General features: G+C 55.1%; 18 protein-coding genes. 12 read left to right on the plus strand and 6 right to left on the minus strand.

Annotated features, from left to right (window positions below; translation table 11 throughout):
- Nucleotides 1-81 precede the first annotated feature (81 nt).
- From PUR_RS03120 to PUR_RS03170, 11 genes are all read left to right on the plus strand, one after another.
- Nucleotides 82-1,497 (plus strand): ABC transporter substrate-binding protein, encoded by a 1,416-nt coding sequence (locus PUR_RS03120; RefSeq protein ID WP_179033983.1) that lies wholly within the window; start codon nt 82-84, stop codon nt 1,495-1,497.
- Between the two features lie 144 nt (nt 1,498-1,641).
- Nucleotides 1,642-2,724, plus strand: coding sequence for a carbohydrate ABC transporter permease (locus PUR_RS03125; RefSeq protein WP_179033984.1), 1,083 nt, complete (start codon nt 1,642-1,644; stop codon nt 2,722-2,724).
- Nucleotides 2,725-3,819, plus strand: a complete 1,095-nt coding sequence (locus tag PUR_RS03130) for a carbohydrate ABC transporter permease (protein WP_179033985.1) — start codon at nt 2,725-2,727, stop codon at nt 3,817-3,819.
- Nucleotides 3,820-3,940: 121 nt separating this feature from the next.
- Complete coding sequence (locus tag PUR_RS03135; RefSeq protein WP_179037720.1) at nt 3,941-6,280, plus strand: glycoside hydrolase family 65 protein; 2,340 nt, start codon at nt 3,941-3,943, stop codon at nt 6,278-6,280.
- A gap of 54 nt (nt 6,281-6,334) precedes the next feature.
- The gene (locus PUR_RS03140; protein WP_232101700.1) at nt 6,335-6,499 is read left to right on the plus strand and encodes a YetF domain-containing protein; all 165 of its coding nucleotides are present in this window, start codon (nt 6,335-6,337) and stop codon (nt 6,497-6,499) included.
- Nucleotides 6,500-6,814: 315 nt separating this feature from the next.
- Complete coding sequence (locus tag PUR_RS03145; RefSeq protein WP_179033986.1) at nt 6,815-8,551, plus strand: sensor histidine kinase; 1,737 nt, start codon at nt 6,815-6,817, stop codon at nt 8,549-8,551.
- Between the two features lie 123 nt (nt 8,552-8,674).
- Nucleotides 8,675-10,246 (plus strand): response regulator, encoded by a 1,572-nt coding sequence (locus tag PUR_RS03150; protein ID WP_179033987.1) that lies wholly within the window; start codon nt 8,675-8,677, stop codon nt 10,244-10,246.
- A 345-nt stretch (nt 10,247-10,591) separates the two neighbouring features.
- Entirely contained in the window at nt 10,592-11,509 is a 918-nt protein-coding gene (locus PUR_RS03155; protein ID WP_179033988.1) for an ABC transporter permease, read from the plus strand.
- Between the two features lie 17 nt (nt 11,510-11,526).
- Nucleotides 11,527-12,462, plus strand: a complete 936-nt coding sequence (locus PUR_RS03160; RefSeq protein WP_179033989.1) for a carbohydrate ABC transporter permease — start codon at nt 11,527-11,529, stop codon at nt 12,460-12,462.
- Nucleotides 12,463-12,528: 66 nt separating this feature from the next.
- Nucleotides 12,529-14,112, plus strand: a complete 1,584-nt coding sequence (locus PUR_RS03165) for an ABC transporter substrate-binding protein (protein ID WP_179033990.1) — start codon at nt 12,529-12,531, stop codon at nt 14,110-14,112.
- 191 nt (nt 14,113-14,303) lie between these two features.
- Complete coding sequence (locus PUR_RS03170; protein ID WP_179033991.1) at nt 14,304-16,376, plus strand: beta-galactosidase; 2,073 nt, start codon at nt 14,304-14,306, stop codon at nt 16,374-16,376.
- 231 nt (nt 16,377-16,607) lie between these two features.
- Here PUR_RS03170 and PUR_RS03175 read toward each other — a convergent pair whose 3' ends face one another.
- Nucleotides 16,608-18,422 (minus strand): putative bifunctional diguanylate cyclase/phosphodiesterase, encoded by a 1,815-nt coding sequence (locus PUR_RS03175; RefSeq protein WP_179033992.1) that lies wholly within the window; start codon nt 18,420-18,422, stop codon nt 16,608-16,610.
- A gap of 242 nt (nt 18,423-18,664) precedes the next feature.
- Between PUR_RS03175 and PUR_RS03180 the strand changes: the two genes are divergently transcribed.
- A complete protein-coding gene (locus tag PUR_RS03180) occupies nt 18,665-19,021 on the plus strand; it encodes a nucleotide excision repair endonuclease (protein WP_124697380.1) in 357 nt (118 codons plus the stop codon).
- A gap of 74 nt (nt 19,022-19,095) precedes the next feature.
- On the opposite strand, the gene PUR_RS03185 is transcribed toward PUR_RS03180, so the two are convergent.
- The 5 genes from PUR_RS03185 to PUR_RS03205 form a co-directional block, all read right to left on the minus strand.
- Nucleotides 19,096-19,569, minus strand: coding sequence for a ferritin family protein (locus tag PUR_RS03185; RefSeq protein WP_179033993.1), 474 nt, complete (start codon nt 19,567-19,569; stop codon nt 19,096-19,098).
- 122 nt (nt 19,570-19,691) lie between these two features.
- A complete protein-coding gene (locus PUR_RS03190; protein ID WP_179033994.1) occupies nt 19,692-20,306 on the minus strand; it encodes a hypothetical protein in 615 nt (204 codons plus the stop codon).
- A gap of 228 nt (nt 20,307-20,534) precedes the next feature.
- Nucleotides 20,535-21,101 (minus strand): FAD-dependent oxidoreductase, encoded by a 567-nt coding sequence (locus tag PUR_RS03195; RefSeq protein WP_179033995.1) that lies wholly within the window; start codon nt 21,099-21,101, stop codon nt 20,535-20,537.
- A gap of 179 nt (nt 21,102-21,280) precedes the next feature.
- Nucleotides 21,281-23,020, minus strand: coding sequence for a sensor histidine kinase (locus tag PUR_RS03200; RefSeq protein WP_179033996.1), 1,740 nt, complete (start codon nt 23,018-23,020; stop codon nt 21,281-21,283).
- Complete coding sequence (locus PUR_RS03205; RefSeq protein ID WP_179033997.1) at nt 23,017-23,703, minus strand: response regulator transcription factor; 687 nt, start codon at nt 23,701-23,703, stop codon at nt 23,017-23,019. The genes PUR_RS03200 and PUR_RS03205 overlap by 4 nt, the downstream gene beginning before the upstream one ends.
- Nucleotides 23,704-24,014: the final 311 nt, after the last annotated feature.

Genomic DNA, 24,014 nt, shown 5'->3' on the forward strand with positions numbered 1-24,014 from the left:
TTTTGAAAACCCTTTCAAGGAGGTGATCCCGCTTATCGGACGGTTGACCTCAAAAAACAATTAAAGGGGATGTATGAGAAGATGAACAAGAAGACGGGACGCAAGCTGTCTACTCTCGCTGTACTCGGTCTGTCATTCTCCATGCTCATTACCGCCTGCGGCAGCGGCGGCAACAACGCTTCGCCAAGCCAGGCCCCGGCGGCCACGTCCGGCGATCAGGCGAAAGCCACTGCGGCCGCGACCGCGAGCGCGGCAACGGCCAACACGCCGCTGGAAAAGGCGCTGAACGGCGAATTTAAAGGTACCAAGGTTACCATGTTCGGTCCGTTTGTGGACGCCGACCAAGTGAAGTTCGAGACGAGCATCAAGGATTTCGAAGAGAAGACGGGCATCGACATCCAGTACGAAGGCTCCAAGGAATTCGAAGCCACCATTAACGTTCGCGTGGACGGCGGCAACGCGCCGGACATCGCCGATTTCCCGCAGCCGGGTCTCCTGGCTTCCATCGCCAAGACCGGCAAGGTCATCGACCTGAACACGATTCTGGATACCGAGAAGCTGAAGGCCAACTACAACAAGAGCTGGCTGGACATGGCGACCATGGACGGAGCAAGCGGCAAGATTATGGCCGGCATCTGGAACCGCAGCAACGTGAAGAGCCTCGTTTGGTACCCGAAGAAGCAGTTTGAGGAAGCGGGCTACAAGGTGCCTCAGACTTGGGATGAAATGATGGCGCTTACAGAACAGATTGCCAAGGACGGCGACCCGGCCTGGGCGATCGGCATCGAGAGCGGCGCGGCCACCGGCTGGGCGGCGACGGACTGGGTCGAAAACATCATGCTGCGGACGACGACACCGGAGAACTACGATAAGTGGGTCAAGGGCGAGCTGCCGTTCACGTCGCCTGAAGTGAAGAACGCGGTAGAGATCATGTCGAAGATCTGGATGAACAAAGATTATGTCTATGGCGGCACGAAGTCCATTGTCACAACGGCCTTCGGAGACGCGCCGAAGCCGATGTTCGAGAACCCGCCGAAGGCCTGGTTCAACCTTATGGGCAACTTCATCACGAGCTTCTTCCCGGAAAACGTAAAAGTCGACCAGGACTACGACTGGTTCTACCTGCCGCCGATTGACGACCAGTACGGCAAGCCGGTGCTGGTAGCCGGCGACATCTACGCCATGTTCAACGACCGACCTGAAGTGCGGGCTGTCATCGAATTTTTCACCACGGGCGAATCGATCAAGAGCTGGGTGCAGTCGGGCGGCGTGGTCGCGCCGATGAACGACGCTTCCCTCGACTGGTACCAGTCGGAATCCGACCGCCGGATGGCAAAACTCGTGCAGGACGCGTCGACGCTGCGCTTTGACGGCTCCGACCTGATGCCGGGCAAAGTGGGCGCGGGCAGCTTTTGGAAGGGCATGACCGACTATGTCAGCGGCACCGCCACGCTCGACCAGGCGCTGGAGCAGATTCAGAAAGGCTGGAAGAACTGAGTCCGCGGTTCAGGAGTGAATCGGGTTAAAGCTGACCGGGGCGAGCGAAGCGGGCCGTAAGTGAGAACATCAAAAGGGGGAGCGGGCAGGAAAGGCTCTGCCCCCCTTTTGTTATGGTAAGTACAACATTTAGGAGGAGCGCATATGGGGACACAAGCCAAACCGGGAATCCCTCTGAGAGCCGTGTTGATCTCCTTGGGCATACTGCTCGCCAATATAGTGGTCAACGGCCTAATTTTCCTGTTTTTTCGGGATTCGACGCTGAATCCGCTGCTGACAGCGGTGCTTGCCGTACTGTGGGGCGTCGTGGGCGTCTATCTGATTTATTACACGCTGACCTTTGCAGCTGAGCAATATCCCGATAAGATCCGAGGCAGGATCCTCCCGTTCATCTTCGTGGGGCCGGCGGTGCTCCTGCTGGGCTGGCTGCTGGTGCTGCCGGCGCTGCGGACGCTGTACCTCAGCTTCTTCGATGCGTCGTCCGACAAGTTCGTCGGGCTGGCCAACTATGCGGCCGTCTTCAGCGACCGGCTGCTGGGCACGGCGCTGCGCAACAATCTGCTGTGGGTGTTCGTCGGCACGCTGGCGTGCGTCGCCTTCGGCCTGCTGATCGCCATTCTGGCGGACCGCAGCAGCTACGAGAAAACCGCCAAGTCCATCATCTTCATGCCGATGGCCATTTCGTTCGTGGCGGCAGGCGTGATCTGGAAATTTGTCTACTATTATCAGCCGGGCGACGAGCAGATCGGTCTGCTCAACGCCATCGTGACGTACTTCGGCGGACAGCCGCAGGCCTGGACCAGCATGATCCAGCCTTGGAACAACTTTTTCCTGATTCTTATCCTGATTTGGATGCAGACCGGGTTCGCCATGGTCATCTTCTCGGCGGCGATCAAGGGAGTGCCCGACGATATTCTGGAAGCGGCGCGCGTGGACGGCTCCGGCGAAATCCGCATTTTTTTCCGTATTATCATTCCGTTCATCTCGACCACGATCCTGACGGTCACCACGACCATTATTGTCTTTACGCTGAAAATATTTGACGTCGTCATGGTCATGACAGGCGGTCAATACGATACAGAGGTTGTCGCGACGCAGTTCTACCGGCAGTTCTTCATGTACCGCAACTTCGGCTATGGCTCGACACTGGCCATCGTGCTGCTGATCGCGGTCCTGCCCGTCATCTTCGTCAATCTGCGCCAGTTCCGCAAGCAGGGGGGATTCTAAATGGTGGGCTCCAAGAAAAGAAAAGGCAACAAGGCGGTCGTCAACATCGTGCTTGGGATCATCTGCTTCATCTGGCTGATTCCGACTCTCGGCTTGTTCATCTCCTCGTTCCGCCCCGCCGCGGACATTCTGCAGACCGGCTGGTGGAAGGTGTTCCCGCACCAGGAATGGAAGGCTTCGAATGATGTGATCCGGCTGTCCAAGGATGTAGACCTGCGGGGACCAATCGAAGTGAACGGCAAGACCTACACGGACGCGCAGCTCAAAGCGGGCGTGGTCGAAGGCGGCAAACGGCTCATGTGGGAGAACCGCAGAGCGCGCATGATCAGCGTGCAGACGGAGGGCTGGGTGACGAAGCCCAACCTGACGACGGAGAATTACAAGAACGTGCTGTCCGGCAAGGAGTATAAGCTGAAAAAAGCCGACGGCAGCGAGACGGTGCAGAAGGGAAGCGGTCTCTCCCAGGCGTTCTTGAACACGCTGACCATCGCGGTGCCGGCGACGATTATTCCGGTTCTGATCGCGTCCTTCGCGGCTTACGCTTTTGCCTGGCTGCGTTTTCCGGGACGCAAGACGATGTTCGTGACCATCATCGCGATGCTGGTGATTCCGCTGCAGGTTGCGCTCATTCCCGTGCTTAAGGATTACACGGCCCTCGGGCTGAACGGAAGCTATCTCGGCATCTGGCTGGCGCATACGGCGTTTGGCCTGCCGCTGGTAACGTATTTCATGTATAACTTTATCAGCCAGCTTCCGAAAGATCTGTTCGAGTCGGCGTTCATTGACGGGGCGAGCCATTTCACGATCTTCAGCCGGCTGATCCTGCCTCTGTCGGTACCAGCGCTGGCTTCGATAGGCATCTTCCAGTTTCTGTGGGTCTGGAACGACTACCTGGTGTCGCTGATCTTCATAGGCAACCAGCCGAATGTGCAGGTCATGTCGATGAAAATCGCCGATCTGGTCGGCTCCCGCGGCAACGACTGGCATCTGCTGACCTCGGCGGCCTTTATCTCGATGCTGATGCCGCTCGCCATCTTTTTCCTGCTGCAAAAGTATTTCGTCAGAGGATTGATGGGCGGTTCGGTCAAAGGCTGACGCCTTGACGTACGTCCCTACGGCGCGTAAGGGTTCGCTCAGGGCTTACGGCCCGTCCGTTCGATAGGTAATCCAGGCGGAGACAGACCGCCGTACAAAGGAGTGCGGAGTATCCATGAAAATGAAACCCTACGTCCATCCCGAGCCGTTGTACCCGTACCGGGAATGGAGCCTGGAAGAAGAGAGCTTCGCCGACGGCGAGAACCAGCGGAGCGAAAGCTTGTTTGCCGTTGGCAACGGCTATATCGGCATGCGGGGCAATTTTGAGGAGGGTTATCACGGTACTGAAGGAACGTCGGTAGTCGGCAATTACCTGAACGGCTTCTACGACGCTGAACCGATTATCTATCCCGAAGGCGCGTACGGCTACGCGGTGCGGAACCAGGCCATGCTTAACGTCACCGACGCCAAAATCATCGGCCTGTCCGTCGAAGGCCACGCCTTTCATCTTAATGCAGGAACCGTGCATCGCTACAAGCGGACGCTCGACATGCGTAAGGGGGTGCTGCGCCGCGAGGTGGACTGGGAATCGCCCGGCGGGCATCGCGTGTCCCTCGTTATCACCCGCCTGGCGTCGTTTGGGAACAAACACTTGGCCGCCATCCATTACGAGGCGACGGCGCTCAATTTCGACGGCGCGATAACGTTCGCCTCGGCCATGGAAGGCACCATCGCCCGGCCGCTGGCGACCGACGACCCGCGGCTCGGGGCGGGAAGCGAGCTGCCGAGCCTGCTGCCGGAGGACATGGAGCACGGCGGCACGTTCTCATGGATGCGCCAGCGGACCCGGCATACCCGGTTCGTGCTGCTGACGGCGGTGAGCCACGTTCTGGAGACCCCAGCCGGCTGCGGGACGAACCGGAAGGCGGCGGAACAGCGGCTGACGGAGGAATTCTGCGTGCCGCTGCGCAGCGGCGAGAAGGCGGCACTGACGAAGTACATCTGTTACCATACCTCCAAAGACTATCCGGAGGAGGAGCTGATGCCGCGGACCGAAGTGCTGCTGCGCGGGGCGGCGCATGCCGGATTCAGGCAGCTGTTGGCAGAGCAGGAAGCCTACCTGGACGACTTCTGGAAGCGGGCCGACATCGAGATCGCCGGTGATCCCGCGCTCCAACAGGGCATCCGCTTCAACGCGTTCCAACTGCTGCAATCCGTTGGCAGGGACGGTGTGACCAACATCGGGGCCAAGGGCCTGACCGGCGAAGGCTACGAAGGGCATTATTTCTGGGATACGGAAATGTACATGCTGCCGTTCTTTACGTACACCCGGCCGGACATCGCCCGATCGCTGCTGGAATTTCGTTACCATACGCTCGGCAAGGCTCGTGAGCGCGCAGCAATCATGTCGCAGAAGGGTGCGCTTTACCCGTGGAGGACCATCGACGGAGAGGAGAACTCGTCCTATTTCCCGGCAGGCACGGCGCAGGCCCACATCAACGCGGACATCGCGTACGCCATCCGGCAGTATGTCCTGGCGACGGGAGATACCGATTTCCTCGCCGCCCAAGGCGCGGAAATCCTGTTCGAGACGTCCCGGTTCTGGGTCGACCTCGGCCATTTCAATCCGGCGCGCGGCGGAGCGTTCTGCATCGACGCGGTGACGGGGCCGGACGAGTACACGGCGATTGTAAACAACAACGCCTACACGAATTTGATGGTGCGCAGCCAGTTGGAGTACGCCGCCGACACGGCCGACCTGCTCCGCGGCTCATATCCGCAGCACTACGAAAGGCTGGTCCGGGCCATCGGGCTGAAGGAGGAAGAAGTGCGTCTCTGGCGGAAAGCGGCGGCCTGCATGTTCGTGCCTTCAGATGAACGGCTTGGCATCATCGCTCAGGACGACACGTTTCTATCAAAAGAGAAATGGAATTTCGAGCAAACGCCGGAAGGCAAGTATCCGCTGCTGCTGCATTTTCATCCGCTCGTCATCTACCGCCATCAGGTGCTGAAGCAGGCCGATGTCGTGCTGGTCATGTTCCTGCTCGGAGAGCAGTTCACGCTGGAGGAGAAAATTCGCAATTACCAGTATTATGAGCCGCTCACGACCCATGATTCCTCGCTGTCGCCGTGCATCCACAGCATCATGTCGGCGGAGATCGGCGATCTGGAGGGCGCTTACGCCTATTTTGACCGGACGGTGCGAATGGATCTTGACGACATCAACCGGAACGCCAAGGACGGCCTGCACACGGCGGCGATGGCCGGCTCGTGGATGTCAATCATCAACGGCTTCGGCGGCATGCGGCTCCGGGATGGCATTCTGTCCTTTCAGCCGCGCCTGCCAGGTCAGTGGGAGAGCTGCCGGTTCCGAATCGCGTTCCACGGCTGCCTTTTGGAGGTGCGCATCGGCCGGGAGAGCACCCACTACACATTGCTGGAAGGCGAAGTGCTGGAGCTGCTGCACATGGGGCTCCGGGTCTCACTGTCTCGGGGACAACTGGCTTCCTTTCCCTTATAAGCCAACAGCAAACGGCGCTCCGTCCCCTGAAGTTGGGGGAGCGGAGCGCCGTTTGTGCGTTGCCCTTTGCAAACATCAGGAATCCGCTATACCCAAGATTCGCTGGACCAATCCTTAAGGGAGAAGGGAGTCTTTAATATAGAAGAAGCGGAGTATGCCGTTCTTGAAGACAATGGAAGGGTCTCCATCCTAAAAAAGAGCGTACCAGCTTGTAACTAAAGGGCAAAGCGGATTTGCATCGCGGGGTGAGGGAGATCAGCGGGCTGGCGAGCATCCACTACATCCGGCCAAAAGAGCCGCTCCGCCTTGGGCATGCTATTTCTGTCGGCGTCTGGCAGGTCCCCGGCAAGATGTGATATCCGAACCCATAGCCGGCCAGTACCTCGTTTGAAATCTCCGGGAAGCGGTCCCCCGCTGTCCACGCATTCCGGCGTGGCGGACGGCTATGGGCGTTCCTGAATTTTTCTCTTTCATCCTCGTGCCCGTAAGAAGTAATATAGACATACCAAATTGCGTTCAAGAGGATGCTGATGTATGAAGAGATACATGCCCTTCACTTACAAAACCTTGATTCCCTACCTGCTGCTGGTTCTGCTGACCGACGTGGTAATCGGTTACATTTCCTACACGATGCTGGTTTCCTCGCGGACCGACATGGCGGAGACGAACATCCGGACCGGGATGAAGCAGGCGAGCAGCAATATCCGCTACCAGATGGACGAAATTCAGCGGATGTCGGACACGCTGTTCGGCAGCCTGTCGTTCCAGCGGGCCCTTCAGTATAAAGGCAGCCCGTTCGAAATTTATTTGGTAATGCTGGATGAAATCGTGCCCCAGATGACCGCTCCGCTGAAGCTGTTCGGCAACAAAATCCGGCTGATGCTGTACACGAACAACGAGGATTTGAATATCGTGTCGGGCGACAATCTGAACGAGCAGATCAAGCGCAGCGATTATTATATTCTTTCGTATCACGACTTAGAGAACACCGCCTGGTATAAGAACAACAAGGATTCGGCGCGGGACAATATCTGGCTGCAGATGGACATGGACCGGAAGCTGGGCAATATTTCGCATATCCGCAGGCTGGTCTCGTACAGCGATTACAAGACGGTGATCGGCTATGTCCGCATCACGACCGCACTCAGCGGCCTCTTCGGCAACTTTGACACCTTTCCGGTCGATCAGGGGATTACGGTGCGGCTGCGGGAATCCGCCACGGGCGAGCAGATTTTTCAGCGGGGGGAGGGAGACGACAGCAAAAAGGGCGGCGATTTTCTAACCCTTCAGCAGACCATACCGGACAGCGGCTTTTATATCGAGGCCGTCGTTCCGCCTGCTTATCTGCACAAGGACGCGGGCAAAATGCAGCGCATTATCGTGGCCGTCTGTGCGATCAGCTTCCTGGTCATGGCCATCATCGGCCTGCTGGTCGCCCGCCTGTCCGGACGCAAAATGTCGCGGATCGTCACCCTGGTCCGTTCCTTTCAGGAAGGCAACTTTCAGAGGCGCATCCGCTTCTCCGGGAATGACGAATTCCGGCAGATCGCCGACGCCTTCAATGTCATGGCGAAGAATATCCAGGATCTGATCAGCAGCGTCTATGTTCAGGACATCCGGCGAAAGCAGGCCGAGCTTGAGGCCTTGCAATCGCAGATCAATCCGCATTTTCTGTACAATACCCTATCGACGATCAGCAGTCTGGCCAATCTGGGAGAGACGCGGAAAGTGACGGAGATGGTTCAGGGTCTGTCCCGCTTCTACCGGCTTACGCTGAATCAAGGCCAGGTTTATATCAGTCTGGAGCAGGAGCTTCAGCAGGCGGAGACCTACCTGGAGATCCAGAAGGTCAAATATGCCGACGCCTTCGCCGTCTATATCAATGTCGAGCCTGAAATCATGGACGCCCGGGTCATCAAGGTGATTCTTCAGCCCTTCATCGAGAACGTGTTCAAGCACGCCTGGTTCGGCGAGACGGTTGCCATCCGGATCTGCGGAAGACGGCTGGGGAACGACATTGAGCTCAAGATCATCGACAACGGGATCGGCATGCGCGCGGAGACGATCGAACGGATTCTGGCGGGCAAAAGCGAGACCGGCGGTTATGGCGTGAAGAACGTAGATGAAAGGATCAAGCTGAAATACGGGACGGGCTATGGACTTACCATTGCCAGCATCTACGGAGCGGGAACGACCGTCTGCATCGTTCTTCCGTTCGAAAGCGCCGAATCGGAGACCCGGCAGGAGGATCATCTGGAAGCGTATCTTTGAAAAAGTATGGTGTTTAATTGAATCGCCCAATGTGACACCCGTTTGTTCAAAGCTATGATTGGGGGAAGAGGATAATCTGTCCTGCGGCTCGCGTGGAGCCGGCAGGCAAGGAGGGAACAGCTTATGAGCGTCAGCATGCTGCTTGTGGACGACGAGGCGGTAGATTTGGAATGGCTTCGCCGCCGAGTGTTGAACAGCGGTCTTGACATAGATGTGGCCGGCGCGGCCAATAATGGCTTCAACGCGTTGAAAGTGATGGAGAGCGAGCGGATCGACCTGATTTTGTCGGATATTCGTATGCCGATCATGTCGGGAACGGAATTCGCCCGCAGGGCCAAGGCGATCAACCCTGACGTCAAAATAGTGTTTATCAGCGGCCATGAGGACTTCAACTATGCCAAGCAGGCGATTGAACTCAACGCTTCTGCCTATCTGCTGAAGCCCGTTGAGGATACGGAGCTGTACGAAACGCTGTCGCAGCTCTGCCGGAAGGTGGAAGAGAAGCGGGAGGAAAGCCGAACAATCTCCGAAACGCTGTCACTCGTGAGCGAGGAACTGCTGCTCCGCTGGCTGGGCGGCGATTCCGCAGATTGGGAGGAAGGCCGCGTCCGCCTGCTGCTCGGTCCTATTCTGGAGGGAGGCTCGGCTGCGGCATTGATTGAAATCGACGATGTGGAATGGAAAATGAGAGAGGCCTCCGAGCGGGAACGCCGGTCGCGGACGGCAGAGATCATATCCCATATTCGGACATTCGTTTCCGAGCATCGACTCGGAACCTTCATCAGCGCGCATCACGAGCGCTGCCTGGTGCTGGCCTCTGTGCCTGAGGATGACTTTCTCGCTGGACTGGAAGAATTGATCCCGCTTGTTCAGCGGAAGACCGCTTTTACCGTGACGGCGTCCGCCGGTCCCTTCGCGTCCGATGAGGGCGAGCTGTGGGAGTCCTACCAGAAGGCGCAGGCGGCGCTCAGCGCCAAGTGGCTACTTGGTAAGAACCGCCTCCTGCGGGACGTCACTCCGTCCGCTCCGGCCGGCAACCTGAGCGCCCGCTTCGATGAGCGGCTGGATACAATGATTTCCGCGATCAAGGAGTACGACCTCGTCGCCATTGACGACTGCCTGCTGCGGCTCTTTGGCGGTGATGTTCCGCTGGCCAGCCGAAACGAGGCTTACGAGCTTATTATCCGGATTACCTCAAGGCTGCATTCCGAGCTTCAGACCATGAACGAAGATCTGTACGAGTTGCTGAAGTGGGACAGCCACCAGCCCAATCTGCTGTTTCAGTTTGAAACGGTCCACGATATCGTATCCTGGCTCCGCCGACGCTTCTTCGAGCTGTCCGAGATGATCTATGTGAAGCGGCAGCGGCAGAAGCGGAAGCTGATCGACAGCATCATCTCCTATGTCGAGGACAATCTCGAGCAGAAGCTGACGCTCAAGGAAGTGGCCGCCCGCTTTGACTTTACGCCCAACTATCTGGGGTACCTGTTCAAGGAGGAGACGGGGACGCATTTCAGCGATTTCCTGAATGGGCGGCGGCTAGCCCGGGTGTGCCAGCTGCTGACCGACCCGGGGCTTAAGATTTACGAAATCGCCGAGCGAATGGGCTACAAGAACATCATTTACTTCAACCGGCAATTCAAGCATGCAATGGGTATGACGCCGGGCGAATACCGGAAGGAGCATAAGATTTAAAATTGCGGAATTCGCGCGAGGGCGGGCAGTCGGCCCGCTTGTTCAATATGCGGGCAAAGAACGGATAAGCGGCGAAAGGTGCCTTCCTCCGGCGGCGGGGGAAGGTACCTTTCGCCGGTTTTTCTTATGCCTCGGACTATCTTCATCAACGGTTCAAGACATGAAGCCGCAGATCTTTATAGACAGGGAGGATGCCGGACTCGTCCACCACCGTCTCCAAAGTAAGCGTTTTTATGAGATCGTTGAATAAGTATTACTTTTAGTTGCTCTGCTGAATCCCGTCCCCCGATCCGTTGCGGGTATACTTGAGTTGTTACCGAGGAAAGGGAGAGAGGAGTGGAAAAGATGAGACAAGGCTTTTGGGGCGAATTAAAGAAATACCGGACGCTGCTCCTGATGCTGACGCCGGCCGTACTGTTTTTTATCCTCTTTGCTTATATCCCCATGGCGGGAATCGTGCTGGCTTTCAAAAAATACAGCTACGACGGAGGGATATTCGGAAGCTCGTGGAATGGGATCGACAACTTCCGGTTCTTCTTTGATTCTGGGGATGCCTGGAGGGTTACGCGTAATACCGCGCTGTACAATATCGCTTTTATCATCGTGAACAATGTGCTTCAGATCTTCGCCGGCATCCTGCTGTTCGAAGTGGCGGGCAAATGGTTCCGCAAAATCACCCAGACGCTAATGTTCCTGCCGTATTTTATCTCCTGGGTTGTGGTGGGAGCCATCGCATACAACCTTTTCAACTTTGACGTAGGCACGGTTAACTCACTGCTGGTTTCGCTGGGCTTTGAAAAGAGTGACATTTACAATACGCCTGCTTACTGGCCGTTCATTCTGGTCATCGTATCGGCCTGGAAAGCGCTTGGGTACGGATCGGTGATGTATCTGGCCGCGATTACCAGCATCGATACGGAAATGTACGAGGCGGCCCAGATCGACGGAGCGAATATTTTCCAGCGGATCTTCCGCATTACAATTCCGAATCTGATGCCGACGGTTATTATTCTGGTGCTGCTGGCGGTGGGCAATATTTTCAGAGGCGACTTCGGTATGTTCTATAATATGGTGGGCAACAACGGTCTGCTGTTCTCCTCCACCGACGTTATCGACACCTATGTGTTCCGCTCGCTGATTACCTCGAATGATATCGGCATGTCGGCAGCCGCAGGCTTCTTCCAGTCGGTTCTTGGGTTCGTCACTATCATGCTGGCCAATTTCGCGGTTCGCAAATACGATAAAGATTACGCACTGTTTTAATAGGGAGGGGAACAAGAATGAGTACTGTTGTTTCAGAGAGCAGGGCCGGTTCGCAGCCCGCGGGCCAAAAAATCCGCCATTCCGACCGCATCCTGCTTGCCGTTATCGGTTATGTCTCACTTTCGCTGCTGGCGCTGTTCTGCCTGCTTCCATTCTGGCTGGTCGTTTCGTCCTCGCTGACCGATGAGACCGCCATCACGATGAATGGCTTCTCACTGATTCCGTCCACGTTCTCGGTCGAAGCCTACCGCATTCTGTTCGAATTCCCGAAGGATATGCTGAAGGCCTACGGCGTTACCATCTCGGTAACGTTAATCGGCACGGTGCTTGGCCTGTTCCTGACTTCCATGACGGCCTATGTGCTGACCCGGCGGGATTTCAGATGGCGAAACCGCTTCTCGTTCTTCTTCTTCTTCACAACGCTGTTCAGCGGGGGCCTCGTTCCCTGGTATCTGATGATCGTCAACTATCTTCAGCTGAAGGATACGCTGGTCGTGCTGATTCTGCCGATGCTGCTGAACGTCTTCTACATCATCGTTATGAAATCGTTCATGAGCAGCATTCCGGAAGCCATTACCGAATCGGCCAAAATCGACGGTGCCGGCGATTTCCGGATCTTCATACTGCTGATCGTGCCGCTGTCCAAGCCGGCTCTGGCGACCATCGGGCTCTTTATCGCCCTTGCCTACTGGAATGACTGGTACAACGCGCTGTTGTTCATCTCCAAATCGGATTTGATGCCGCTGCAGTATTACCTGTACCGGATGCTTGGGAATATGGACGGCATGCGCAAGGCCATGATGCAGGCCGGCGCGGTAGTCAACACTAATCTGCCGACGGAGAGCCTCAAGATGGCGATGACCATTGTGGCAACCGGCCCGATTCTGCTGGCCTATCCGTTTATCCAGCGCTTCTTCGTCCAAGGTCTCACCATTGGTGCAGTCAAAGGATGATCACAGGCAACCTGGTTATCAATATAAGGTTACTAATGCGAACTAATTCTTAAGGGGGAACTGGTTATGCGTAATCAAAGAAAAACATCCATGCTGCTGATGGTCTTGATTCTGGCCATGGCAGCCATCCTCTCCGCCTGCAGCGGAGGTAACTCGAACAACGGCGGCGCGGCTGCTACAGATGCTGCTGAAACCGCTCCATCCGCCTCAGCGGCGGCAAGCTCCGGAAATGCGGATACGTCCAAGGAAGTCAAGCTGAAAATGATTCTGGTCGGCGGCCAGCCTGCCGATTACAACGAGGTGTTCGACCAGTTGAACACGCTGCTCAAGCAGAAGATCAACGCTACGGTGGAGACGGAATTCCTGGACTGGGCCGACTGGAACCAGAAATATCCGCTGAAATTCGCCGCCAACGAAGACTTCGATCTGGTCTACACGGCTAACTGGGCGTACTATAACGATCAGACGCTGAAGGGCGGCTTCCTGGAGCTAACCGACGACATGCTGCAGAAGTATACACCCAAGACCTATGCCACCATGGATAAAGTAGCTTGGGATCAAGCCAAGGTGAACGGTAAGGTGTACATGGTTCCAAATAACAATAAAGAAGTGACGGACAAAGCCGTTCTGATCCGTGAAGATCTGGTCAAGAAATACAATCTGCAGCCAGTGAACAGCCCCGAAACTTATGCCGCCTATATGAAGGCGATTGCAATGGGAGAAAAAGGCATCAACGCTTTCGGCGCCAAGCCGGCTGACGGCTGGAAATGGCATGAGCTGGATCAAATCATGGTCGAGCAGCAGAATGAATGGAACCTGGTTGACTACAACTTTCCGCTGGCTTACAAGCTGGACGATCCGGCGGGCAAGGTATTCAACGTATACGATACGCCGGAATTTACGCAGCTGTTGAAATACTATAAAGATCTTGCCGACAACAAGGTATGGTCTAAGAACATCGTGAGCAACAAGAATGACGTATGGCAGGATATGAAAGCCGGCAAGGTTGCTTCGTATGCACAGAACCTGGGTACTCTCGCCGCGAACATTGAAGAAGCCAAACGCGATACGCCGAACGTCGAATATGCGATTGCCGACCTGACGCCGGACAAGAAGAAGATCGGAGCCATCTCCACCCAGAACGGCATGGCGATCCATGCGACCTCCAAGAATCCGGAGCGCGCGCTGATGCTGATCGACCTGCTGCAGAACGACAAGGAAATTCATGACCTGACAATGAACGGCATCTCCGGCAAGCATTATGAGCCGGTAGGCGACGACAAATACAACCCGGGTCCGAGCGCCGCGAACTATACGGGCTTCTCGAACTGGGGCTGGAACTCGCCTCTGAATCGTCAAAGCTCGACCTATCCGCAGGAAGCGAACGACCTGCTGGATACGTGGATGACGAAAGTGTACCACTTCCCGCTTGAAACCTTCATCTTCGACGATGCAAATGTGAAGACCGAGGTCGCCAACGTAGGCAACGTCATGCTGCGCTATGCGGTTCCGCTGGAATACGGCCTGATCGACGATCTGGACAAAGGCCAGAAAGAGCTGGTCAGCCAGCTGAAATCGGCCGGTATCGACAAGATTCAGACCGAGCTGCAGAAGCAAATCGACGCCTTCCTGGCGAACCAGCCCAAGTAATATCAACAAAATAGAGTGCAGGCAGGCAAGGCCCGTAAAGGCAGGGCGACAGTGAGGCCAGACCGCCCGGAGAACCGCTAGGCTGACCGGACCCGGAAGCCTAAAAATGGGGGAGACCGAGGTCTCCCCTTTGCCGTTATGCGGCTTAATCGCCTGTTGTATACCACATACCACACAAAGGAGAGAAACCAATGACTGTAAAATTTTCGCCCATTAGTCCGAAGCTGCCCGTCTTTATGCATGGAGCCGATTATAATCCCGACCAATGGCTGCATGATCCTTATGTACTGGAGGAGGATATCCGGATGATGAAGCTTGCCGGCTGTAATGTAATGGCTGTCGGCATCTTCTCTTGGTCGATGCTGGAGCCTGAAGAAGGCGTGTTTGAATTCGCCTGGCTGGACCAGGTGCTGGACCGGTTCGCCGCTAACGGCATTTACGCCTGGCTGGCTACTCCGACGGGAGCGCGTCCGGCCTGGATGTCGGAGAAGTATCCGGAGGTGCTGCGCGCGGAGAAGAACCGCGTCCGCAACCTGCACGGCATGCGCCATAACCACTGCATGACCTCGGCGGTCTACCGGGAGAAAACCACGATCATGAACACCAAGCTGGCCGATCGGTATTCGAACCATCCCGCCGTTATCGGCTGGCATATTTCGAACGAATACGGCGGCGAATGTCACTGCGATTACTGCCAGGAAGCGTTCCGCGGCTGGCTGAAGAAGAAATATGGAACGCTGAACGCGTTGAACTTAGCCTGGTGGACCAAGTTCTGGAGCCATACGTATACCTCGTGGTCCCAGGTCGAGTCGCCGGCTCCGCATGGCGAGAATATGGTGCACGGACATAACCTGGACTGGCGCCGTTTCGTATCCGACCAGACCATCGACTTCTACAAGCACGAGATCGTTCCGCTGAAGGCCATGAATCCGGATCTCCCCTGCACGACCAATTTCATGGACTGGTTCTACGGACTGGATTACCGCGAGTTCGCCAAGGAAGTGGACGTGGTCTCCTGGGACGCCTATCCGACGTGGCATGAGGCGACATCGGAAGTGAATATCGCTTCCTGGTTCTCCTTCAACCATGATATGTTCCGGACGCTGAAGCATAAACCGTTCATGCTGATGGAGAGCACGCCGAGCCTGACCAATTGGCAGCCAGTCAGCAAGCTGAAGAAGCCGGGCATGCACAAGCTGTCCTCGCTGCAGGCGGTTGCCCACGGATCGGATACCGTTCAGTACTTCCAATGGCGCAAGAGCCGGGGGGCCAGCGAGAAGTTCCACGGAGCGGTCATCGACCATGTGGGCCATGAACATACCCGCGTCTTCGGCGACGTTGCGGAGCTTGGACGCACGCTGGCCGGGCTAACGGAGCTTGTCGGCACGACCGTTCCGGCGGATGCTGCCATCCTGGCCGACTGGGATAACCGCTGGGCCGTGAACGACTCTCAGGGACCGCGCAACGGCGGGCTGCACTACGAGCAGACCGTTATGCAGCATTACCGGGCGCTGTGGCAAATGGGCGTGCCGACCGACATTGTCGGCTCGGACGATGATTTCTCAGCCTACAAGCTGCTGATTCTGCCGATGGCGTACCTGCTGCGGGAAAGTACGGGCTCGGCGATCGACAAGTTCGTGCAGAGCGGCGGAACGCTGGCCGTCACCTATTGGTCCGGCATTGTCGACGAGAATGATCTTTGCCATCTCGGCGGCTTCCCGGGTCCTCTCCGCGAGACGGTCGGCATCTGGGCCGAGGAGATCGACGGGCTGCACGATGAGCAATGCAATCGGCTGATTATGGGCGAGGGCGCCGGGTTCGGCGGCGAGTATGAAATCCGCGATCTGTGCGAGCTGATTCATATCGAAGGCGCCGAGACGCTGGCGTTCTACGGCGACGATTTCTATGCCGGACGTCCGGCTCTTACCGTGAACAAAAGAGGAGAGGGCAAGGCCTACTATTTGGCTGCGCGAGTAAGCGACCCGGCGTTCTACGACGCGTTCTACGCCGGGCTGGTGAAGGAAGCGAACGTTCGGCGCTCGCTGGAGGCGGAGCTGCCGCAGGGCGTGACCGCCCAGCTGCGGACCGACGGAGAGCATGAGTATGTGTTCCTGCTCAACTTCTCGGGTCGCGCGGAGAAGGTGGAGCTTCCGGGAGAAGCCTTAGCCGATGCCGAAAGCGGCGCTGAAGTGTCCGGCGTTCTGGAGCTGCCGGTGTACGGGGTTTGCATTTTGAAGCGGGCCGCATCCGGGGTTCGGGCTTAAAGCCCTGGCGACCCAGTATCGGCTGTGGAGTGGAACCATCTGGAGATTATGGGACAATCGCCGGACTATTTAGGGGCCTGCTGGTCTGATGGATCAAGACGACGACCATTTCAAAGCTGCAGGCCCCTATAAGCCAACAGCAAACGGCGCTCCGTCCCCTGAAGTTGGGGAAGCGGAGCGCTGCTTGTGCGTTGCCCTTTGTCTCGGCCTGGGCGGTGCCGAAACGGATTTCTAATGGAGGCTCTCGGGCTCTTTGTCCAATACGGGGATTAAATCAACGGAAGCCTCTTTCCAGTAGGCTAACCATTTCTCCATATCCTTTGCCGCCAGCGGCCTGCTAAAGAAGTAACCCTGGATTTTGTCACAGCCCTGCTCCAGTAAATACGCCAGCTGTTCCTGTCTTTCCACTCCTTCGGCAATGACCGACATGTTCATTCGTTTGCCGATCATAATAATATGCTCCACTAATGCTGCATGATTCGTGCCGGTTGGAATCGAATCTATGAAAGATTTATCTATTTTTAAAGTGGAGATCGGCAGATAGGTCAGGTAGCTTAAAGAAGAATAGCCTGTGCCGAAATCATCGAGGGCAATTTTAATGTCTCTTGCTCGGAGTGCATTCAATTTGGCGACAACATGATCGTAGAATTCGACTAAGACGCTTTCCGTGATTTCCAATTCCAGATAATTGGGTTGAAGCCCGAAGGATTCAAGAGTTTCCAGGACCAATTCATTAAAATCGGTTTGCAGCAGCTGCAGCATCGAAATATTGACTGACATCGTTAAATGTCCGAATCCCTGTTCATGAAGAAGCTTCAGAAAAGCGCAGGCGCTGCGCAGCACCCAGGCTCCCAAAGGAATAATCAAATGCGAATCCTCGGCCACTTTGATAAATTTCAAAGGAGAGACATAACCGAGATCCGGACTTTTCCAGCGCAAAAGAGCTTCCAGACCGGTCACTTTGTTCAGTATCAAGTCGACCTGGGGCTGATAGACCAGCTCAAACTCTTCCTGTTCCATTGCGGTATACAATTGTTTTTCTATATTCATCCTTTCGGCAAATGTATCGTTCAGGGGATGGTCAAATACGACGTAACTGCCTTTCCCCGCTTCTTTCGCCTTGTACATGGCAATGTCGGCGCGTTTAACCAGCTCCATAATATCGCTGCCGTGATCGGGATAAATGCTGATTCCGATACTGATGCTTATGTGGAGCAGACTGTTATCCATATCAACAGCCTCTTTAAAACCGGTAAGAATTCGGGCGGCAACTCGATCAATATCCGCTTTTTCTTTCAGGGGCTGCAAAAGAATGATGAATTCATCGCCTCCGAACCGGTAGATCACCCCCTCTTTTTCTATGATGGAGAGGAGCCTTTCACTGGCTTTGACAATTAGGCGGTCGCCGAATTCATGCCCCATTGTATCGTTAATATATTTAAAATTATCGATATCCACGAACAGCAAGGCAGCTTTGCCGCTTGAATCCGCAAGGAGGTTATCGGCTGCATTCTCATATAACGCCAGCTTGTTGGGCAGATCTGTCAGTATATCGTGATAGGCCAAGTGATGCATCTTCTCTTCACTTTCTGTAAGTTTCCGCTGATTCTCAATTAATTGATCGTACTGTTGTCTTAATTCATCCTCCGTAGCTATGATTTCTTCGTATGCGGCTTCCAGCTTCTCATGGCCGTCTACCATATCCCTGTACGTGATCTCCAGCTTTTCTTCCATTTTTTTAATCCGCTTGAGTGTTCTGAGAATAAGGCCAAAGATCAGAAGAGCCGTGGTGAAAACAAAGAACCATCCCTTGATCATATTGATTCTGGCGATCCATTGGAGGTTGCCTGTTATAGCTGAAACCGCTTTATCCGTTAGCAGAATCCACAAGCATCCCACAATAAAATAAATTCCGGCAATTCGGGTTGACCCCCACAGAGGACTAAAGGCTCGTTTATCTATAAGTGTCAGGTCAATTTCCTCATTTGAATTTCTGCTCAGTTCAACGAATTTATGAGTTTTCTCGTCATTATTTTTTTGCAGCATAGCGCCCCTCCATTATTAACCTAAGCTTATCACCTTCCCTGGATGTTGAAATTTTCAACAAAATTCTCCAAAATCCTCTATTTTTCATTAACTTTTAAAGAATATCCCCATCTTTTCACAAAAAGCGGTGCAAGCAGAATGAATAACGGAGCGCAGTGGATTCTATGAAGGATACCCAAATGGTGCTGCCTCAGAAAATATGGTAAGATGTAGGCCTAATTACACAGAGGAAGTGAAGAATATTGATTAGTATAACCGTGCCTGAACCGGAGGTTACCATTACCAAGCAGATTGCCCCCGAACTAAGCAACATTTACGGATTTACGGATTTCCACCTGATCACGAGGGAAAAGGGCGGCATTTTTATGTTTTACAACGACCGGGACGAGCTTCTGTTTGTCGGTAAAGCAAGAAAGCTGAGACCCCGAATTAAAAAGCATTTCGAGGATAACGTTTCCCCCATTAAAGACCACCGGAACGAAGTCGCCAAAATTGAGGTGTGCGTGGTAGAGGACCCCGTCGAACGGGAAATTTACGAGACTTACATTATCAATACGTTCAAGGCAAAGTATAACGTGGAAAAAGTATACTACCGGTAAGTTAACGCAAAACAATGCGCCGCGAGGCCCTTTTCAAAAACAATGAGAGCGGGCCTCGGCGGCGCAACTACACACTAAATCTTGTCATGATTCAAGGTGAATAAATAATTGTACTTGCTCGCATGCTTTAACTCATCCAGGATAATGCCACCCACCGTATCCCGATAGATGCCAGCCGGCAGGCCAAACCATATTTTTCTGTACTTCTCCGTTGCCGACAATTCACCTTGAAGCGCCCGCTGTATCCCGGTAGTATAGGACTCTACTCGCTGATACTGCTCGTTACTGATCCCCCTGATTTCCTGACCCGTTAACTCTTTGTAGATCACCCGAAACATACGGTTATGCCCCCGTTCATCGTCGCGGATGGAAGTAATGATCGAGGCTTGCTCGGAGTTTGGGGCGAGTTTGATCAGTTCATCGTAAAAAAGTTCGTCATTTCGTTCTCCCTGAACCGCTTCTTTGATCATATCCAAGGCCTGCGGGGTAGAGGTGGACCAAACGGGCTGAAATGTGGCTCTGCTCCAATACGGGTTTACCCAATACATATAACCAGGACCTCCCAATGCTTTTTTAATCGTCAGGTTTAGCATATGTGCAAACGCCCAATTTGGTTTCAAAAAAAGAAAACCGCCCAAAGAGCGGTCGATAAACAGGATATGCAGGAAGACTAAACGGCTTTCGGTTGAGCCTGTCTTTCCAGGAATGTAACCCCGACCCAGACAACGGCGGTGATCACGGCTGTGAGGATTGCCGATCCCCCTGCGTGAAGAAGCAGCAACGGAATCCACATGAGGCTCAGGAAAAAATGCGCTTTACGCATCCATTTATTTCGCACCCGCTTGATAAGCCACCCGTACCCGGCCAAAGTTAAAAGAATCAAAAACGCTGCCAATCCGGTAAATATTTTGTCGTCTTGAAGTCTCGTAATCAGATAATAAGCGCCATGCACCAAAATGAGGGCTAGTGCGGTCCAGCCCATGAACTGGTGAATGCGGTGCAGCAGTTTGCCCAGTTTTTGTACCGGAAGGGAGGAGGATCTGAGCTTCTTCTTGAAACGCACCCAGGAAAAGCTGACCGCTCCGCAAACGACAGCCATAGTTCCGAGCCATTTAAAAAGCTCCAGATCTTCCTTTCTTCCTCCTTGAGGGGGCAAGCCCCCGGCACCGCTTGAAGGCTGGGGATGCGTTCCGTTGGCTTGAGCGTAGAAGGAATAGGCGATCAGCAGCAAACTGAATATCACAGCGAGAATGGCGGGAATCCATACTGTTTTTCTTTTTGACATGTGAGCTTCGTCACGCTCCTCTCTTTTTCTTTATAGTATCAGCAAGATATTAATTAATAATTAACGCAGACTGAATCTTTATTAAAAGGTACCGCCCTGTTTTGATAGGGAAATTCCAGGAATGGTCACAAAAAAACGCCCCGGATGAGGCGAACAAGCCCGGGACGTTAGCAATCGGTTTTAAGCACATTTATGAGGTTAGACATCTTGGCTTAGGGTTTGCGCCGCTTAAGCCTTCAGCACATCATGGTCCACATAGCGCGCGCCGTTCAGCTCGCTGATGACGTTCACCGCCACCTTCGCGCCGTCGCCCGCCGTAATAACGGCATGCACGCTTACTCCGGCTACGGTGCCGGCGGCCCAGATGCCCTCGACGTTGGTCTTGCCGGCCGCGTCCACGGCGACGACCGTCTTGATTCTCGGCTCCGTGCCTTCTTTCGTCTGCACTCCCGCTTTGGCGGCTAGATCCGTCAGCACGCCGGTAGCCAGAATAACATGCTTTGCTTCATAGGCCGCTCCGCTTTCGGTTTCAATGGCAAAGCCGTCGCCGCTTTTAGCGATGGAAACGGCCTGTTCAGCGACCAGTTCGGCTCCGAACTTTACCGCCTGCTTGTGTCCGGTTTCCACCAGGTCGGGTCCGCCAATTTCGGAAATGCCGTAGTAATTCTCGTACCAGCCTCTGCGGGTCATCCCTTTGTCGTTGTCGATAAGCAGCGTCTTCTTGCCCGCCTTGGCGGCGAACAGTGCGGCGCTTGCGCCGGCGGGACCGGCGCCGATTACTGCGATTTCGTACATAGTAGGACCTCCTAAAAGTTTTGCGTAGCAAAACTCGCTACGAAAGCATGGGCTAAGTTTTGCGTAGCAAAACTCGCTACGAAAGCATGGGCTAAGTTTTGTGAAGCTAAGCTTCCTGAGAATGCTGCGCAGCAAAACTCGCATCGAAAGCGTATTGTCGCTATATATTATAGCGCTATCTATGTCTTATTTGCCAATGCCTGCAGGCAGGGCAGGGTTACCCGGAAGGCTGTACCCTTGCCCGGGGCGCTCGTTACCCCGATTTCCCCGCCATGTGCTTCGGTTATCGATTTCGTAATCGACAGGCCAAGGCCGGAACCGCCGTACTTACGGGCGCGGGAGGGATCGCTGCGGTAAAACCGGTCGAACACATGGGGGAGATGTTCCGCAGGGATACCGGCTCCGTTATCCAGCACCGTCAGCTCCGCGCGGGAGCCTGAAGGATGCAGGGAAATGGCCACTTTTCCCGTTTTGGGATCGGTATGCTGCACCGCATTCTGGAACAGATTCAGAATGACCTGCTTGATTTTGTCCGGGTCGTAAAGCCCTTTTATGCCGGGGGAGAGGGCAAAGTCGACTTCACGGTCTCCGGCAAGCATCTCCAATTGAGGCCGCATTTCTTCGATCACTTCGTCCAAATAGAGCTCTTTGGCCCGGAGCTGCGGAGCGCCGTCCATCCGGGCGAGGAGAAGCAGATCCTCAACCAGCTTGTTGATGCGCTTCGATTCGCCGTGCATGCTATTCAGCGCGTTGTACAACTGGTCCCTGTTCTCCGCCGCTCCCCGCAGCAGCACCTCGAGAAAACCGTGTATCGAGGTCAGCGGCGTCCGCAGCTCGTGGGAGGCGTCTGCGGCGAATCTGCGCATCTGTTCCTTGGCTTCCCGCTCGTTCCGAAATGAAGTTTCCAGACGCTCCAGCATGCCGTTAAAGGAGGAAGACAGCTGGTCGATTTCGGTCTGTCCCTGCGCAGACGGAAACCGGACATCGAGATTTCCCGCATCGATAATCTGGGCGGTCTTACCCATGTTGGACAGCGGGACAAGAGTCTTGCGGAGGGCGGGCATGTAGAGAAGAAGGCCGCCCACCAAAGCGGCCACGGACAGAGCCGCGTAAGTCAGCAGCTGGCGCATAATAACGTCGCGCAGAGGTGCCGTATCCGTGGTCATTTGCAGAACGCCGAGCGGATTGTCCGGATGGCCTATGGTCATGAATACAGCCAAATGCTCGGTGCCGTCTTCAGAAGTCAGAATCTTGTAATTGCCCGCGGCTCTGCCGACGGGATGCTGAAGCAGCAGCTTGTATTCCTCGTCGGTCATCCGTGGAGCGGGCGAGTCGGCCAGCGTCTCCGTCTGCAGATCGGAAAAGGTGCCTTCCGAACTAAAGAGGGCGAGCGTAGTCCGGGCGTCCAGCAGCAGGGGGCGCCGTCCCGGGGTGCCCCTGCCGCTGCCTTGGGCGTCAGCGGAACCTCCCTGGCTGCCGCTCGGCCCGCCGTCACTGACCTGCTCGGTATAGCCGCCGCTCTCAGTGCCGCCGCTTTGTCCTCCGGCGCTGCCGCCCGGCTCCCCGTCACTGCCCTGTCCGGCGCTGCCGCCGGGCGCTGTATCGCTGCCCTGGCCGGTATAGCCGCCACTCTCTGCGCCGCCGTTCTCTGCCCCTATAGGGGGGCTTTCCGCCGCTCCGCTGCTCTCCTGGCGGTTCCCGGCCAACTCGAAGATCAGCTCGCGGGGAACCGAGCGGATTTGCAACTGCATGGCTTCCACCCTGCTGGTGTAAAGGAAATTGCGCATAATCGCGTATTGAAGCACTCCGATGAGCAGGAGCAGTCCCGAGAGAATCAGCAGCGAGATGGCAAGGAGCTGCTTGCGGAGCGAGCGGGGAGGATGCAGCCGATTCCTAATGGCCGATAAGAATGGAATCATATGAGATCCACCCGGTAGCCCGCGCCGCGAAGCGTGCGGATAATGCGGTGCTCCTTATCGCCCAGCTTCTCGCGCAGGGAACGGATGTAGACCTCCACAATGTTTTCTTCTCCTCCGAAGTCGTATCCCCAGACCTTGTCAAGGATCATCGGCTTGCTCAGCACAAGCCCGTGGTTGATGACCATATATTGCAGCAGCTCGTACTCCGTCGGCGAAAGTTCGAGCACGACATCCTTGAAGCGGATTTCCTTTCTCCGGCTGTCGATCCGGAAGGGACCGCAGCGCACCTCGCCGAGCAGTCCCGGAAACCGGTTGCGGAGCCGCGCCTGAATACGCGCGAGCAGTTCGTCGAAGCTGAAGGGCTTGACCATATAATCGTCGGCCCCGATGGACAGACCCTTTACGCGGTCGTCGACCTCGTCCTTGGCCGTCAGCATAATAACGGCGATGTCCGGCTCCTCGTCCCGGAGATACCGGCATACATCGAAGCCATCCATTCCCGGCATCATAATATCGAGGATGGCTACATGAGGTTTGAATTCGGCGGCGATCTCCAGAGCGGACAATCCGTCCGGCGCCGTTCTGATGTCAAACCCTTCATTTATAAGACCCAGTTCGAGGAACTGGAGGATGTGAGGCTCATCGTCCACCAGCAGCAGACGGATGCCTTGGTGAGCTTTCATGTATATCCCTCCATACCATATTTAACATGCGGTTATTATAAGTTTTGGGGTCCTCGCAAACGAATTGGAATAAGCTGGGAAGGCAAGGCTTCACTTTGTGGGGCGTGTTATATTATGCCACATTAACTTGAACGTTTGCTGAAAATTACCTTTCACATTTCATTCCTAATATTCTTTCACCGGTGTTCAAATTGGTTAATCTTAAGTATGTGGAGAAAATATCGCTCTTCTTCTCCGTCATGATAAACGGGTAATTACGATGTCGGGGAAGCGATTGCACAAAAAAGTGGATGGCGATTGTTCATGCGAGG

The organism is Paenibacillus sp. URB8-2 (assembly GCF_013393385.1).
GTDB lineage: Bacteria > Bacillota > Bacilli > Paenibacillales > Paenibacillaceae > Paenibacillus_AQ.